The sequence below is a fragment of the Pseudazoarcus sp. NS34 genome, from assembly GCF_059703725.1.
The window spans coordinates 537,508-553,050 of the sequence record NZ_BAAKIZ010000003.1 but is presented as its reverse complement, the minus strand read 5'-3'; the positions used below and the strand labels follow the sequence as shown (position 1 = coordinate 553,050).

Genomic DNA, 15,543 nt, shown 5'->3' with positions numbered 1-15,543 from the left:
AACGCGCCCGACGCACACTCGAACTCGCCCAACCACGGTTTCCAGGATGATCGACGCCACCACTCCCGACGTATCCGGCGCCCTCGGTTGGGCGCGCGAGCACATCGAGCCTGCCGAGGCGCGCATTCTGTTGCGTCGCGTACTGGGCTGTACGGCTGCACGGCTGGTGGCGCACCCGGAAGCGCCGCTGCAGGACGCAGAGTGGGAAGAATTCCGCCACGTCGTTACGCGCCGTGCCTCGGGCGAGCCGATTGCCTATCTCACCGGCGAGCGTGAATTCTTCGGCTACAGCCTGATCGTCACGCCGGCGGTGCTGATTCCGCGCCATGAAACCGAGTTGGTGGTGGAACTGGCGATTGCCCATTTCAGCGGCCGCCCCAAGGCGCGGGTGCTCGACCTGGGCACCGGCAGCGGCGCGTTGGCAGTGGCGATTGCCAAGGAATTGCCCGAGCCTGACGTGACCGCGGTGGACCGCTCGCGTGAAGCCTTGCTGGTGGCCATGGCCAATGCCGCGCGGCTGCGCGTGTCGGTGTCCTTCGTGGTGTCCGACTGGTTTTCAGCGCTGGAAGGCGACCGCTTCGACCTCATCGTGGCCAACCCGCCGTATGTGGCCTCGGCCGATCCGCATCTGGGCGAGGGCGACGTGCGCTTCGAGCCGCAGACCGCGCTGGTGTCCGGCCCCGAGGGGCTGGATGACATTGCCGGCATCGTTGCGCATGCGCCGTATCACCTGGAGTCGGGTGGCTGGATCTTCATCGAGCACGGCTACGACCAGGCTCATCGCGTGCGCGGTTTGCTGGCGGATGCCGGCTTTGCCGGCATTGCCTCATGGCGCGATCTGAGCGGCATCGAGCGCGTGTCGGGCGGGCAGTGGCTCGGCCGCGGCGGCGTGGCGGGCAAGTAAATGCACAGCGGTGGGCGCACTGTATCGGGTGCGCTGCGGATGGGGGCGAGCCGCACGGCTTGACGCAGTGCAGCGTGATTCATAGAATATCCGACCAATTAACTCTGGCATTTGCCCGTCGGGAAGCCACACATGGACATGCAGGAATTCATTCGCGAACAGATCAACACCCATTCGGTGGTGCTCTTCATGAAGGGCACGCCGCAGTTTCCGCAGTGCGGTTTTTCGTCCACCGTGATCCAGATTCTCAAGCAGTCCGGCCTGACCAAGGTTGCGGCCTTCAACGTGCTGGAGAGCGAAGATCTGCGTCAGGGCGTCAAGGAATTCTCGAACTGGCCGACCATCCCGCAGCTGTACATCAACGGCGAATTCGTCGGTGGCTGTGACATCGTCAAGGAACTGTTCGAGACCGGTGAGTTGCAGCCGATGCTGGCCGCCGCCGATCCCGAAGGTGCTGCGCCGCAGGCCTGATCGGCCGCGTGCAGGCTAAAAAAGGCCGCTCTTCGGAGCGGCCTTTTTCATTCGCTGCGGGTGCCGAGCTCGAAGTCGAGCTTGGTGACCAGGCGCTCGGCCTCGCGCAGGTAGCTGCGGCCGAACAGGTTGAGGTGGTTGAGTACGTGGTACAGCGCATACAGCGGCTTGCGCGTTTCAAAGCCGTCGTTGAGCGGCCATGCGTGGCGGTAGGCTGAATAGAAGGCGGGCGGAAAACCGCCGAAGAGTTCGGCCATGGCCAGATCGGATTCGCGGTCGCCGCGATACACGGCCGGGTCGAACAGTGCTGGCTGGCCGTCGGCGGTCATGGCCGCGTTGCCGTGCCACAGGTCGCCGTGCAGCAGGCTGGGCTGCGGGCGGTAGTCGAGGAACATCGCAGCCAGGCGGTCGATCAGGCGCCTGCCATGGCGTTGCAACTCGCCGTCGAAGCCGTTTTCCTTGGCGCGTGCAAGTTGCGGCGCGAGGCGCTGCTGACCGAAGAACAGCGCCCAGTTTTCGCTCTGCGTGTTGTCCTGCGGACTGCGGCCGATGAAGTTGTCGCGCGACCAGCCGAAGCACTCCCCGGTGTGCTGATGCAGCTCGGCCAGCGCTTCGCCGAAGCGGGTGCCGTCTTCGGCTGAGCCAAGCGGCGTCAGTTCGAGGTGTTCGAGGACCAGGCAGGCGCCGTCGTCGTCCGAGCCGAGTGCGATGACGGCCGGCACGCGCACCGCGCCGGTCTCGGCCAGTGCGGCCAGGCCGTCGGTTTCGGCTTCGAACATCTCGCGGGTGTCTGCGGGGCCGTGCTTGACGAAGTAGCGCACGCCGCCGCCGGAGACGCTCAGCGCGCGGTGGGTGTCGCCGCCCGAGATGGCGCGCGAATCGGTGATGCGAAAGGCGTTGCCGTTGGCTTCGCGGATTGCGCGCTCGATGCGCGTGAGCGTGCCGAGCGCGTTCATGACATCAGGCCTTGAGACGGGCGCGGGCGGCGGCAATTGCCTTGCGCACCTGTTCCGGCGCGGTGCCACCGATGTGATTGCGCGAGGCCAGCGAGCCCTCGACGGTGAGCACCGCGAACACGTCCTCGCCGATGCGCTCGACCGCGCCCGGTACATGGGCCATGGCAATGCGCAGCTCGTCGAGCGTGCAATCGGGCAGGTCGCAGCCCTTGATTTCGGCCGCCCGCACGGCCAGCGCCACGGCTTCGTGTGCGTCGCGGAAGGGCAGGCCCTTCTTGACCAGGTAGTCGGCCAGATCGGTGGCGGTGGCAAAGCCCTGGGTCAGCGCGCTCTTCATGGCTTCGGGCTTCACGCGGATGCCAGTGACCATGTCGGCGTAGATGCGCAGCGTGTCGATCACCGTGTCGGCGGTGTCGAACAGCGGCTCCTTGTCTTCCTGATTGTCCTTGTTGTAGGCCAGCGGCTGGCCTTTCATCAGGGTCAGCAGCGCGATCAGGTTGCCGTTGGTGCGGCCGGTCTTGCCGCGCACCAGCTCGGGCACGTCGGGGTTCTTTTTCTGCGGCATGATCGAGCTGCCGGTGCAGAAGCGGTCGGCCAGATCGATGAAGCCCACGCGCGGGCTCATCCACACGATCAGCTCTTCGGACAGGCGCGACAAATGCGTCATCAGCAGCGCGGAAGCGGCGCAGAATTCAATCGCGAAGTCGCGGTCGCTCACCGCGTCGAGCGAGTTGAAGCACACCTCGTCAAAGCCCAGCTCGCGTGCGACGAATTCGCGGTCGATCGGATAGCTGGTGCCGGCCAGCGCGGCGCTGCCCAGCGGCAGGCGGTTGGTGCGGCGGCGGCAGTCGGCAAAGCGCTCGGCGTCGCGGCGCAGCATCTCGTGATAGGCCATCAGGTGGTGGCCAAAAGTCACGGGTTGCGCGACCTGCAGGTGCGTGAAGCCGGGCAGGGCCGTGTCGGCGTGGGCTTCGGCCACGTCGAGCAGGTTGTGCTGGAAGTCGCTGATCAGACCAAGGATGTTGTCGATCGCGTCGCGCAGCCACAGGCGGATGTCGGTAGCGACCTGGTCGTTGCGGCTGCGGCCGGTGTGCAGGCGCTTGCCAGCGTCGCCGACGAGCGCGGTAAGGCGCTTCTCGATGTTCAGATGCACGTCTTCGTCGTCGAGGTTCCACGCGAATTCACCGCGCTCGATCTCGCCCGCGATCTGCGTCAGGCCGCGTTCGATGTCGGCCCGGTCGGATTCGGCGATGATGCCCTGGCGTGCCAGCATCTTCGCGTGCGCGAGCGAACCGCGGATGTCCTGGGCGGCCATGCGCTGGTCGAAGAAAACCGAAGCGGTGTAACGCTTGACCAGATCGGATACGGGTTCGGAAAAACGGCCGGACCAGGCCTTGGGGGCTTGTGCGGAAGTGTCTGTCATAATGGACGCGGCTTGCGGGTTGGGGCGCCGACCGATCGGCGCTGGACGGCGGGGGGCAAAAAGCGTGCAAAGTATAAAGCAAAAGCCGGGCAGGCCCTTGCCGCGCCGCCACCTGCCCGACTTCCGCAACCTCGGTGTGGTGTTGCGCGTGCTGCTGCTGGTCAATGTGCTGGCCCTGGTGACCGCGCTGGTCGGCGAGCCCGATCTGCGGCGTCTTGGCGAGACCTTCCTGCTGATGCTCGGACGCGTGCAATTGCCGCTGTTCGTCGTCGTACTGCTGCTGTTCTTCGCGTCGCCTCTGCTCGCTCGCCTGCCTTATCGGGTCGGTGCGGGCGTCGTGCTGGTGGCGTCGGCACTGGCGGCGCTGGGCATTTTCCCGCTGCTGGCTGCGCCCGATGAACACTCCTGGCGCTGGGTGTTGTGGGCGCTTGGAACGGCGTGGGCGGTGCTGAGCTATTTCGAACATCTCGCGCGCCGCCTGACGCCTTCGGTGGTCGAGGCGCGCTTGATGGCGCTGACTTCGCGAATCCGACCGCACTTCCTGTTCAACGCACTCAACGGCGTACTCGGCGTGATCCGTTCCGACCCGCGCCGTGCCGAGCGTGCGCTGGAAGAGTTGGCCGAGTTGTTCCGCGTGCTGATGCGCGAGAACCGCGAACTGGTAGCGCTGGGCGACGAAATCGCGCTGTGCCGGCGTTATCTCGACATCGAGTCGCTGCGCCTGGGCGAGCGGCTGACCGTGCACTGGGATATTGAAGCCGGTACCGAGCGCGTGCGGGTGCCGCCGCTGATGGTGCAGCCGCTGCTCGAGAACGCCATCTACCATGGCATTGAGCCGATGGCCGAGCCGGGCGAAGTCTGCGTGCGCGTGGTGCGCAGCGGTGCCGAACTGCTCATCGAGGTCGACAACCCGGTGCCGCCGAGTGCGCTGCCGCATGCCGGCAACCGCATCGCGCTCGATAACATCCGTGAGCGTTTGCTGCTGTTCTTCGATCTCGAAGCGCGGCTCGACAGTGCAAGCGAAGGTGGGCGTTACCGTGTCACCATTCGCTTGCCTTTCCGGAGGAGTCCCCATGCAGGCCAAGACACCGTTGCGGGTGTTGATCGCGGATGACGAAGCGCCGGCGCGCAGCCGGCTGCGCGATCTGCTCGGCGACATCGCGGCCGAGCAGCCCAACGAGATTGTCGGTGTAGCCGCCAACGGCATCGAAGCCCTGCGTCTGCTCGACGTGCAGGCGGTTGATGTGGTGTTGGCCGACGTGCGCATGCCGGCCATGGATGGCGTGGAATTCGCACGTCAGGCGGCCCGTTTGGCGCATCCGCCTTGCGTGATCTTCACCACCGCCTACGACGACTATGCTGTGGAAGCCTTTGAGTTGGCCGCCACGGATTATCTGGTGAAGCCGGTGCGTGCCGAGCGGCTGGCCGAGTCGCTGGCGCGCGTGCGCATGCTGCTCGACAAGAACACCGGAGCGCCGCGCCAGCATTTCAGCGTGACCGAGCGCGGGCGCATCCTGCTGCTGCCGGTGGCCGACGTACTGGTGCTGAGGGCCGAACTGAAATACGTCACCGCCATCACGCTCGAGCGCGAGTACGTGCTGGACGAATCGCTGGTGCACATCGAAGAGGAATTCCCGCTGCGCTTCCTGCGCGTGCACCGCAACTGCCTGGTGGCGCGCGATGCGGTGGCCGGCGTGGAGCGCGCCGGCGAGGATGCTGGCGAAGCGCACTGGGACATCGTCGTGCGCGGCAGCAGCGAACGCCTGCCGGTGAGCCGCCGGCAATGGCCGGCGGTCAAACAGGCCTTGAAGCTGTAGCGCATGCTGCGTTGGAGCGAAAAAAAGGGCGTCCCCGCGTAAGGGACGCCCTTTTTGTGTGGCGCGCGCAGCGGATCAGCCGCTGTTGCGAAGGCCCGCTGCGACGCCGTTGATCGACAGGTGGATGCCCAGCCGGATGCGCTCGTCTTCGGGGTTTTCGCGGTGGCGACGCAGCATCTCGATCTGCACGTGGTTGAGCGGGTCGAGATACGGGAAGCGGTTGCGGATCGAGCGCTTGAGCAGCGGGTTGCCGTCGAGCAGTTCTTCCTGCTCGGTGATGGCCAGCAGCATGTTCACGGTCTCGTGCCATTCGGCCTGGATGCGGCCGAAGATGGCGTCGCGTAGCTCCACGTCCTTGACCAGTCCGGCGTAGCGCGAGGCGATGGCCAGATCGGTTTTGGCCAGCACCATGTCCATGTTCGACAGCAGCGAGGCAAAGAACGACCACTCGCGGTTCATCTGGCGCAGGCGCTCCAGGCCGTCTTCGGGGTGAGCCTCGACGAACTTGCGCGCGGCCGTGCCGAAGCCGTACCAGCCCGGCAGCATCAGGCGGCACTGCGACCAGCTGAATACCCACGGAATGGCGCGCAGGTCTTCGATGCGCTGACCCTTCTTGCGCGAGGCCGGGCGCGAACCGATGTTGAGCTCGGAAATTTCCGAGATCACGGTGGATTCCCAGAAGTACTTCTCGAAACCGTCGGTCTCGTACACCAGACCGCGATACGCCGAGAAGGCGTTGTCGGACAGCGTCTGCATGGTGTCGAGGAACTCGGCGCGCGGCGCCGGTGCGTTGCCGGACAGCAGCGTGGCTTCCAGCGTAGCCGCGACGATGACTTCGAGGTTGCGGAAGCCGACTTCGGGGTTGTCGTACTTGGCGGCGATGACTTCGCCCTGCTCGGTCAGGCGGATCTGCCCCTGCACGGCGCCACCCGGCTGCGCCAGGATGGCCTGGTAGCTCGGGCCGCCGCCGCGGCCGACAGAGCCGCCGCGGCCATGGAACAGGCGCAGGCGCACGTCGTGCCGGGCGAACACTTCGACCAGACCGATCTCGCCCTTGTACAGCGACCAGCCCGAGGTCAGGAAGCCGCCGTCCTTGTTGCTGTCGGAGTAGCCCAGCATGACTTCCTGGGTGCGGTTGCGCGCGCCGGCCAGCAGCTTCATGTACTGCGGCATCGAGAACAGCGCGTCCATGATGCGCGGCGCGTTGGCCAGATCTTCGATGGTCTCGAACAGCGGAATGATGTTGCCGTCGAGCGCGCCTTCGTGCGGACGCAGGATGCCGGCTTCCTTGAGCAGCAGCGCCAGCTCGAGCAGGTCGGAGACGCTGTCGGTCTTGGAGATGATGAAGTTGGTGATGGCAGCCGTGCCGAAACGCTCGTGGACGGCGCGGGCGGCGCGGAAGATCGCCATCTCCGATTCGCTCTGCTCGGAATACTTCACGTGCGGCGACAGCAGCGGACGCGGCGTCTCGATCTCTTCGATCAGCAGCGCGATGCGGGCGTCTTCGTCGAGCGCGAGGTAATCGGCCTCGACGCCGGCGGTGGCCAGCAGTTCGGCGACCACGCGTTCATGCACGTCGGAGTTCTGGCGCAGATCGACCGGTGCCAGGTGGAAGCCGAAGATCTTCACCGCGCGGCGCAGCAGGCGCAGCTTGCCGCGGGCCAGCGTGGCCGAGCCATTGGCGACCAGCGAGCGGTGGATGGTGTCGAGATCTTCGAGGAACTCGGCCGGCGTGGCGTAGGGCTCGCCCTCCATCAACACCTTGCGCGGCGTCGGCTTGCCGAGCAGGGCCTGGAAGGTGCCGGCCAGACGCTCGTAGATGCCGATCATGGCGCGGCGGTAGGGCTCGTCGGTGCGCTGGCGCGAGGCGTCGCGCGACTTGGCGGCGAGTTCGCGCACGGCGTCCGACACATTCACCAGGCCTTCAGCCAGCGACAAACGGCTGCCCAGCGTCTGGATTTCGTCGAGGTAGTAGTCGAGCGCGGTTTCGGCCTGCAGCGACAGCGTGCTCTGCAGCACGTCGGCGGTGACGAAGGGGTTGCCGTCGCGGTCGCCGCCGATCCAGCTGCCGATCTTCATGAAGGCCGGCAACTCGGTGTTGCTCAGCGCCGGGTCGCGTTCAGCCAGATGTTCTTCGATGGTGGCGTAGAGCTTGGGCAGCTGGCGCAGGAAGGTGATGTCGAAGTAGGACAGGCCCATCGACACTTCGTCGACCACCGACGGACGCACCGGACGCAGCATGCGCGTCTGCCACAGCGTGAGCACGGCGCGGCGCATTTCCTCTTCCGACAGCACCACTTCATCGGGCGTCATCTCGATGCGGTCGCGGTCGTCGAGCTGACGGGCGATGCGCATCTGCGAGTTGAGGATGCTGCGGCGCTGGACCTCGGTGGGGTGCGCAGTGAGCACCGGCGAGATCATGGCGGAATCGAAGAAGCCAGCCAGTTCGCCGGGCGTGATGCCGCGCTCGAGCGCGTCGTCCATCGCCCGCGGCAGCGTGCCCCGGCGCGGCGCCGAGTGCATGCGCAGGTGGTAGCGACTGCGGCGGATGTGGTGCTGGTCTTCGGCGATGTTGGCCAGGTGCGAGAAGTAGCTGAAGCCGCGCACGACCTGAATGGTCTGTTCGCGGGCCAGCGCGTCGAGCAGTTCTTCGAGCTCGCGCTTGGCGGAATGGTCTTCGTCGCGGCGGAAGCGCACCGAGGTCTGGCGGATCCGTTCGATCAGCTCGAAGGTGGCCTCACCCTGCTGCTCGCGGATGGTGTCGCCGAGCAGGCGGCCGAGCATCCGGATGTCGTCGCGCAGCGGCGCGTCCTTGTCCTGAGTGGTCATGGAGGGGTTTCCTGCGTGTTGTCGTTTTTGGGCGTGCCGGGCTGCGCCGTCAGAGGCGAGCGTCTGCACTGCGATTCAGGGAAGCCAGTCGTCCGGGCAGACCATGCAGCGGTGCAACATCGGCCGCTTGAGCCCGTCCTGCGTTCAGCCGGGCGCGCGCCTGGGCAATCGCCCGCTGAACCTGTTCGGCATAAAAATCGATGGCGCCCATGCCCACGATAGGCTCCGTCAGCCGCTGGCCGGAGGGCCCATAGATTACCAGCATTGGCGTGAAGCGTATGGCTTCGTCCCGCGCAAAGCGGCCATGGGTGGTGCCGAGGCCGGCGAAATCCACCAGCGGTGTGGCTTGATCGATGTCGATCTGCGCGAAGCGCGCGCCGACGTCCGGCTGATGCGATAGCGGCACCAGCTGGCTGCGTGCGCGATCGCACCAGCTGCAGTTGTCCTGACTGTAAAGAACCACCAGCGGCAGGCCGTCGAGCGACATCGCGCGACCCGCCGCAGCCAGGTCGGTGGCGCTCGGCAACGCGCCGGCTGAGGCCACGGGCGGTGCGGGGGCCCATGCTAGAATGAGCGCCGTCACGAAGGCCGCGGCATGTCTTGCGGTCACAGCGAAATAACTTTCGATCATCGTTTTCCGGGGTTTTCTGCCCCGCCGTCCAGAGTAGCCACGATCCATGAATCCGAGCACGCCCGAGCGCATCATCATCGCCACCCGAGAAAGCCGTCTGGCCCTGTGGCAGGCAGAACATGTGCGTGTGCGACTGCAGCAATTGTATCCCGCCTGCACCGTCGAACTGCTCGGCATGACGACGCGTGGTGACCAGATTCTCGATCGTCCGCTGGCCAAGGTCGGCGGCAAGGGGTTGTTCATCAAGGAGCTTGAGACCGCGCTGCTCGATGGACGTGCCGATATCGCCGTGCATTCAATGAAAGACGTGCCGATGTCGATCGAACCCGGCTTTGCGCTGGCCTGCATCACGGATCGCGGCGCCGCGCTCGACGCCTTCGTTTCCAACCGCTACGACAGTCTCGACGACATGCCGCCGGGCGCGGTGGTCGGCACCTCGTCGCTGCGTCGTCAGGCGCAGATCTGCGCGCGTTTCCCGTATCTGTCGGTGAGCAGCCTGCGCGGCAACCTCGACACGCGCCTGCGCAAGCTCGATGAAGGTCAGTACGACGCCATCATCCTGGCCGAAGCCGGTCTGCGCCGTCTTGGCATGGACGAGCGTGTGCGCTCGGTGCTGCCGGCCGAGCAGTCGCTGCCGGCCGTCGGGCAGGGCGCGCTGGGCATCGAATGCCGCGCCGACCGCTCCGACCTGTTGAAATGTCTGCAGCCTTTGCACGATGCCGAAACCGCCGCCCGCGTAACCGCCGAGCGTGCCGTTTCGCGGGCGCTGGCCGGCAGTTGCGAAGTGCCGCTGGGCGCCTATGCCCTGCTGCGCGACGGCAAGCTGTGGGTGCGCGGCTTTGTTGCGATGCCGGACGGCTCGCGGATGGTCAGCGCCGAGCGCGAAGGATTCCCAGAGCAGGCCGAGGAGATTGGCCTGGCGTTGGCCGAGGAACTGCGCGCCCAGGGCGCCGAAGAAATCCTCGCCGCACTCGACTGAGAGCGCGCCGCCGGCAGGCGGATCTGGCGCAGGGAGAGATTCAGGTGCAGCACACGCTGGCGGGCAGAAGGATTGTCGTGACGCGCCCTGCGGGGCAGGCCGAGGCGCTGTGCGAGGCGATCGAGGCGCGCGGCGGGCAGGCTGTGCGCTTTCCGGTGCTGGGCATTGCACCGGCGGCGGATGAAGCGCCTTTGGCCGATGTCACGGCGCGTCTGGACGATTTCGACCTGGCCTTTTTCGTCAGCCCCAATGCCGTCGATTTTGCGCTTGGCTACATTCTTGATCGGCGCGAATGGCCAAGCGGCCTGGACGTTGCGACGGTGGGTGGCGGCAGCGAGCGTGCACTTCGCCGCATGGGTTTCGCCCATGTGATCGCCCCGATCGCTGGTTTCGACAGCGAGGCCGTACTGGCACTGCCCGAGTTTTCGGCGAGCGCGGTGCGCGGGCGCAAGCTCGTGGTGTTTCGTGGCGATGGTGGGCGCGACCTGCTTGGGAAGGTACTGAGCGAACGTGGCGCCGACATCGAATACGTCACCGCCTACCGCCGCTATTGCCCCGACACCGACAGTCGCGAACTGATCGCCGCTGCACAAACCGGTGGGCTGGATGCCATCGTGCTGACAAGCAGCGAAGGTGTGCGTAATCTGCAGACAATGCTCGGATCCGACGGAGTTCGGGCAATGTGCGAGGTGGCGGTGTTTGCGCCGCATCCGCGCATTGCCGGGCGCGCTCTGGAGGCCGGCTTTCACTGCGTCGTCGAGACCGATGCGGGCGATGCCGGTATCGTGTCCGGGCTCGAGCGCCGTCTCGCGCCACGCTCCGCCGCCGGTGCCGGCGGCTCACTTTGAACCAGTCTCGGTTAAACTTCCGGCCATGGACAAACAGACTCCCGCGCTCACTCAGCCCCCTCCGAATGCCAGCGAAGAAGCCCGCGCAGACGACGCGGCCGGCGTCGCTGCGCCGCCTTCCGGCGGCGATCAGGGCAAGCCCCCTGCAGCGACCCCCGATGCTCCACGCAAATCCGGCAAGCTCGCGCTGAGCCTGTCGGTGCTGGCGCTGATCGGCGTCGGTGTGATCGGCTGGCAAGTCTATGAGTTGCGCAAGGGCGCCGGCGATCTGCGCGGCGAGGTTGCGCAGCGCCTGGCAGAGGCCGATTCGCGCGCCACCGAGATTCGCGCGCTGTCGCGTCAGGCGCAGGAATCCATCGCCACGCTGCAGGGCCGCTTCGGCGCCCTCGAATCCAAGGTGGCCGCCACCGAAGGTCAGGCCGCTGCGCTTGAATCGCTGTATCAGGAATTCTCGCGCACCCGCACCGACCGCGTGCTGGCCGAAGTTGCGCAGGCCGTCACCATCGCCGCACAGCAACTGCGGCTGGCCGGCAATTACGAATCCGCGCTGATCGCGCTGCAGAGCGCCGAAGCGCGCCTGGCCGCGCCGGAGCTGGGTCATCTGCATGATCTGCGTCGTGCGCTGATGAAGGACATCGACGCCGTCAAATCGCATCCGCAGATCGACGTCAGCGGCGTATCGCTGCGCCTTGAACTGCTCTTCAGCCACATCGACCGGCTGCCGCTGGCCTATGCCGTCGAGCCCATCGACAGGGCGCCGGCCATGGACGACTTGCCCGAGGTGGCGCCGGGCGAGGGTGACCCGCGCTGGTGGAACAAGGCGCTCGGCTTCCTGCATGCGCTCAGTTCCGATGCCTGGAACGAGGTGCGCGGCATGATCCGGCTGGAGCGCATGGACCGCGCCGATCCGGCTCTGCTGGCGCCGTCGCAAGGCGTTTATCTGCGCGAGAACGTCAAGATCCGCCTGCTCACCGCGCGGCTGGCCTTGCTGGCCAGCGACGTGCGCACTTACGGCACTGACCTGACCATGGCGCGCGAGTGGCTGGAGCGCTATTTCGATACCGGCGATGTCCACGTGCAGCGGGTGCTCGGCGAGCTTGAACAACTGGCTGCGATCGACATGAACGCTGACGCACCGACCCTGACCGATACCTTTGCCGCGCTTGGCATGGTGCGTGGCCGCAGCGGCGCCGAGCCGGTAGCCGCGCCGGCGGCTGCGCCTGCCGGCGAAGCACGCTAAGGGGCCGCGCATGCGTGCATTGATCTGGATTCTCGCGATCTTCGCCGTGGCTGCTGGCGTGGCCATGATGGCCGGTGCCAACGAAGGCTATGTGCTGATCGTCTCGCCGCCGTGGCGTGCGCAGGTTTCGTTGAACCTCGTCATCGTCGTGGCCTTGCTGTCCTTCGTGCTGTCCTACGCGCTGATTCGTGTGTTGCGCAAGACGCTCGGCCTGCCCGGCCGTGTCGCCCACTACCGCGCCCGTCGCCGTGAGAACAAGGCGTCAACGGCGCTGCACAACGCGCTGCGCGCCTTGGCAGAAGGGCGCATGTCGGATGCGCTCACTCACGTCAAGGCGGCTGAATCGGTCGATCGTTCGTATGAGATCGCGCTGCTTGGTGCTCGCGCGGCGCATGGTTTGAACGACGCCAAGCGCTGCACCGAATGGCTGGACAAGGCCGAGCGTTATGACGGCCGTGTCCCGCGCCTGCTGGCCGAGGCCGGCTTCGCGCTGGAGCGGGGATCGCTCGACACGGCGCAGAAGGCCCTCGATGCGTTGCGCGACAGCGGCCACCGCAGTGTTGCCTCGCGCCGGTTGGAGCTTGAGTTGGCGCGCCGCCAGGGCAGGTGGGCTGAGGTGGCAGAGGCCGTGCATAAGCTGCAGGCTGATCGCGCCATGCCGGCCGAAGAAGCGCGCAGCCTGCTGCGCGCTGCGCGCCTGGAGGCCATGCGGGCATGTGCCGGCAATGACATCGAGGTCGCGGCTTGCTGGCGCGACCTGCCCAAGGAAGATCTGGCCGATCCGGCCATGCTGGCGGCGGTGCTGCCCTTGTTGGCGCAGACCGGCCAGGGTGCCCTGGCGCGACGTGCAGTCGAGCGTCTGCTTGATGAAAAGTGGGATTCGGAACTCGTGCGCCTGTACCACTTGTGTGCGCAGGGCCATGACGCGCGCGACGGCCTCGCACGCGCAGAGAAGTGGCTGGTCGCACACCCGGATGATGCTGGCCTGCTGGCCTCGCTGGGACGTCAGTGTGTCGCCGCGCAGATCTGGGGCAAGGCGCAGAGCTATCTGGAAGAATCCCTGGCGCGTGAGCCGCGCGCGGATGTGCACATCACGTTGGCCGGGCTGTTCGAGAAGCTCGAACGCCCTGATGATGCGGCTGAGCAGTACCGGCTCGCGGCGAAACTGCGCGCAGTCTGAGGTCGCCTCAGCCAGCAAAAAGCCGCACTTTCGAGTGCGGCTTTTTCTTTGTTCATGCCCAGTCCTGGGGCTTGAGGTATTTGTCGTACAGCTCGGCTTCGGCTGAACCGGGTTCGGGCGTCCAGTCATAGCGCCACTTCACGATCGGCGGCAGCGACATCAGGATGGATTCGGTGCGCCCGCCCGACTGCAGGCCGAACAGCGTGCCGCGGTCGAAGACCAGGTTGAACTCCACGTAACGACCGCGCCGGTAGGCCTGGAAGTCGCGTTCGCGTTCGCCATACGGCGTGGCGCAGCGACGTTCGATGATCGGCAGATAGGCTTCGAGGAAGGCGTCGCCGACCGAGCGCGTTAGGCCGAAGGCCTGCTCGAACGGCGTGTTGCCGTCGGCACCCAGATCGTCGAAGAACAAGCCGCCGACGCCGCGCGGCTCGTCGCGGTGTTTCAGGTGGAAGTAGCGATCGCACCACTGCTTGAGCCGGGTGTACTCGGCTGCACCACCGAAGGGCAATACGGCGTCGCGGCAGGTGGCGTGGAAATGGCGCACGTCCTCTTCGGCCGCGTAATACGGCGTCAGGTCCATGCCGCCGCCGAACCACCACACCGGCGGCTTGCCCGGAGCGCTGGCAACAAAGCAGCGCACGTTCATGTGTACGGTGGGGCAGTAGGGGTTGCGCGGGTGCAGCACCAGCGACACGCCCATGGCCTCGAAACCGCGTCCGGCCAGCTCCGGCCTGTGGGCGGTGGCCGAGCCGGGCATGGACTCGCCGGTGACGTGCGAGAAGTTCACTCCGCCGCGCTCGAAGAAATGCCCTTCCTCGATGACCCGGGTCAGCCCGCCCCCGCCGCCGGGACGATCCCAGCCGTCGGCGCGAAAAGGCGTGCCGTCGAAGGCTTCCAGCTGCGTGACGATGCTTTGCTGAAGCCCCGTGAGGTAGGTTTTGATCGCGTGGATATCCATGCGGCGCTGGCTCAGCTCTTGCGCGCCAGCGCGCGGAAGCCGATGTCGCGACGGTACTGGGCACCGTCAAAGCGGATCGCATCGGCAACAGCGTAAGCCTTGGCCTGTGCGGTGCGTACGCTCTCGCCCAGCACGGTGACGCACAGCACGCGGCCACCGGAGGTGACGACATCGTCGCCCTTCATCACCGTACCGGCGTGGAAGACATGAGCGTCGTCGGTGGAGGTGGCGGGCAGGCCGGTGATGATGTCGCCCTTGCGCGGTTTCTCGGGGTAGCCCTTGGCAGCCATCACCACGCCGAGTGCGAAGCGGCGGTCCCAGTCGGCTTCGATCAGGTCGAGCTTGCCTTCGAGCGCGGCTTCGATGAGGTCGGTGAGGTCGCTTTTGAGCCGCATCATGATCGGCTGCGTCTCGGGGTCGCCCATGCGGCAGTTGAATTCGACTACGCGCGGACGGCCTTCATCGTCGATCATCAGGCCGGCGTACAGGAAGCCGGTGTAGGGCGTGCCTTCAGCCTTCATGCCGGCGAGCACCGGATAGATGATCTCGCGCATGACGCGGGCGTGTACTTCGGGCGTTACCACCGGGGCCGGCGAGTAGGCCCCCATGCCGCCGGTGTTGGGGCCTTCGTCGTTGTCCTTGAGGCGCTTGTGGTCCTGACTGGTGGCCAGCGCCAGCGCGTTGGTGCCGTCGGCCATGACGATGAAGCTGGCTTCTTCGCCGCGCATGAACTCTTCGATGACCACGCGTGCCCCCGCATCGCCCATTTTGTTGTCGAGCAGCATCATGTCGATGGCGGCATGCGCTTCGTCGAGCGTCATGGCCACGACCACGCCCTTGCCGGCAGCCAGGCCATCGGCCTTGATGACGATGGGCGCACCTTCGCGCTCGACATAGGCATGGGCCTCGGCGGCGTCGGAGAAGGTCTCGTATTTCGAGGTCGGAATGCCGTGGCGCACCATGAAGCGCTTGGCGAAGTCCTTGGACGATTCGAGCTGGGCGGCAGCTTTTACCGGGCCGAAGATCGGCAGGCCGGCTTCACGGAAGGCATCGACCACGCCCTCGGCGAGCGGTGCTTCGGGGCCGACCACGGTGTAGACCACCTCTTGCTTGCGCGCGAGCTCGATCAGATCGGGGATTTTCGTGACATTGACGTTATCCACCTGAGGTTCGAGCGCGGTGCCTGCATTGCCGGGCGCGACGAGGACGCGGGTGACCTTGCCGGACTGCACGAGTTTCCAGGCCAGAGCGTGTTCGCGGCCGCCGGAGCCGATGACGAGAACTTTCATGTTGAGGGATTCAGT

The 15,543-nt window shown here is 66.3% G+C and carries 14 protein-coding genes; 8 read left to right on the top strand and 6 right to left on the bottom strand.

Going from position 1 to position 15,543, the window contains the following annotated elements; translation table 11 throughout:
* Window positions 1-46: 46 nt before the first annotated feature.
* The gene (gene prmC, locus AC6H0N_RS12695) at window positions 47-904 is read left to right on the top strand and encodes a peptide chain release factor N(5)-glutamine methyltransferase (RefSeq protein WP_497574478.1); all 858 of its coding nucleotides are present in this window, start codon (window positions 47-49) and stop codon (window positions 902-904) included.
* 132 nt (window positions 905-1,036) lie between these two features.
* The gene (gene grxD, locus AC6H0N_RS12690) at window positions 1,037-1,375 is read left to right on the top strand and encodes a Grx4 family monothiol glutaredoxin (protein ID WP_497574477.1); all 339 of its coding nucleotides are present in this window, start codon (window positions 1,037-1,039) and stop codon (window positions 1,373-1,375) included.
* Between the two features lie 47 nt (window positions 1,376-1,422).
* Here the strand turns inward: grxD and AC6H0N_RS12685 are convergent, their stop codons facing one another.
* Both AC6H0N_RS12685 and argH read right to left on the bottom strand, forming a co-directional pair.
* Entirely contained in the window at window positions 1,423-2,331 is a 909-nt protein-coding gene (locus tag AC6H0N_RS12685; protein ID WP_497574476.1) for a fructosamine kinase family protein, read from the bottom strand.
* A 4-nt stretch (window positions 2,332-2,335) separates the two neighbouring features.
* The gene (gene argH / locus AC6H0N_RS12680) at window positions 2,336-3,754 is read right to left on the bottom strand and encodes an argininosuccinate lyase (protein ID WP_497574475.1); all 1,419 of its coding nucleotides are present in this window, start codon (window positions 3,752-3,754) and stop codon (window positions 2,336-2,338) included.
* Window positions 3,755-3,851: 97 nt separating this feature from the next.
* On the opposite strand from argH, the gene AC6H0N_RS12675 reads away from it, so the two are divergent.
* Window positions 3,852-4,868, top strand: a complete 1,017-nt coding sequence (locus AC6H0N_RS12675) for a sensor histidine kinase (protein ID WP_497574474.1) — start codon at window positions 3,852-3,854, stop codon at window positions 4,866-4,868.
* Window positions 4,828-5,571 (top strand): LytR/AlgR family response regulator transcription factor, encoded by a 744-nt coding sequence (locus tag AC6H0N_RS12670; protein WP_497574473.1) that lies wholly within the window; start codon window positions 4,828-4,830, stop codon window positions 5,569-5,571. The genes AC6H0N_RS12675 and AC6H0N_RS12670 overlap by 41 nt, the downstream gene beginning before the upstream one ends.
* A gap of 75 nt (window positions 5,572-5,646) precedes the next feature.
* On the opposite strand, the gene ppc is transcribed toward AC6H0N_RS12670, so the two are convergent.
* A complete protein-coding gene (gene ppc, locus AC6H0N_RS12665) occupies window positions 5,647-8,400 on the bottom strand; it encodes a phosphoenolpyruvate carboxylase (RefSeq protein ID WP_497574472.1) in 2,754 nt (917 codons plus the stop codon).
* Window positions 8,401-8,449: 49 nt separating this feature from the next.
* A complete protein-coding gene (locus AC6H0N_RS12660) occupies window positions 8,450-8,944 on the bottom strand; it encodes a thioredoxin fold domain-containing protein (protein WP_497574471.1) in 495 nt (164 codons plus the stop codon).
* A gap of 133 nt (window positions 8,945-9,077) precedes the next feature.
* On the opposite strand from AC6H0N_RS12660, the gene hemC reads away from it, so the two are divergent.
* The 4 genes from hemC to AC6H0N_RS12640 all read left to right on the top strand — a co-directional run bounded on the left by hemC (window position 9,078) and on the right by AC6H0N_RS12640 (window position 13,278).
* Window positions 9,078-10,010: a hydroxymethylbilane synthase gene (hemC, locus tag AC6H0N_RS12655; protein WP_497574470.1), complete on the top strand. Its 933-nt coding sequence runs from the start codon at window positions 9,078-9,080 to the stop codon at window positions 10,008-10,010.
* Between the two features lie 77 nt (window positions 10,011-10,087).
* Window positions 10,088-10,858 carry a uroporphyrinogen-III synthase gene (locus AC6H0N_RS12650; protein WP_497574469.1) on the top strand — a complete coding sequence of 257 codons (771 nt, stop codon included), beginning with the start codon at window positions 10,088-10,090 and terminating at the stop codon, window positions 10,856-10,858.
* 25 nt (window positions 10,859-10,883) lie between these two features.
* Window positions 10,884-12,098, top strand: coding sequence for a uroporphyrinogen-III C-methyltransferase (locus AC6H0N_RS12645; protein ID WP_497574468.1), 1,215 nt, complete (start codon window positions 10,884-10,886; stop codon window positions 12,096-12,098).
* A 10-nt stretch (window positions 12,099-12,108) separates the two neighbouring features.
* A complete protein-coding gene (locus AC6H0N_RS12640) occupies window positions 12,109-13,278 on the top strand; it encodes a heme biosynthesis HemY N-terminal domain-containing protein (RefSeq protein ID WP_497574467.1) in 1,170 nt (389 codons plus the stop codon).
* Window positions 13,279-13,330: 52 nt separating this feature from the next.
* On the opposite strand, the gene hemF is transcribed toward AC6H0N_RS12640, so the two are convergent.
* Together hemF and purD are read right to left on the bottom strand one after the other, a co-directional pair.
* A complete protein-coding gene (hemF, locus tag AC6H0N_RS12635) occupies window positions 13,331-14,239 on the bottom strand; it encodes an oxygen-dependent coproporphyrinogen oxidase (RefSeq protein ID WP_497574466.1) in 909 nt (302 codons plus the stop codon).
* 11 nt (window positions 14,240-14,250) lie between these two features.
* Window positions 14,251-15,528: a phosphoribosylamine--glycine ligase gene (purD, locus tag AC6H0N_RS12630; RefSeq protein ID WP_497574465.1), complete on the bottom strand. Its 1,278-nt coding sequence runs from the start codon at window positions 15,526-15,528 to the stop codon at window positions 14,251-14,253.
* Between the last annotated feature and the right edge of the window lie 15 nt (window positions 15,529-15,543).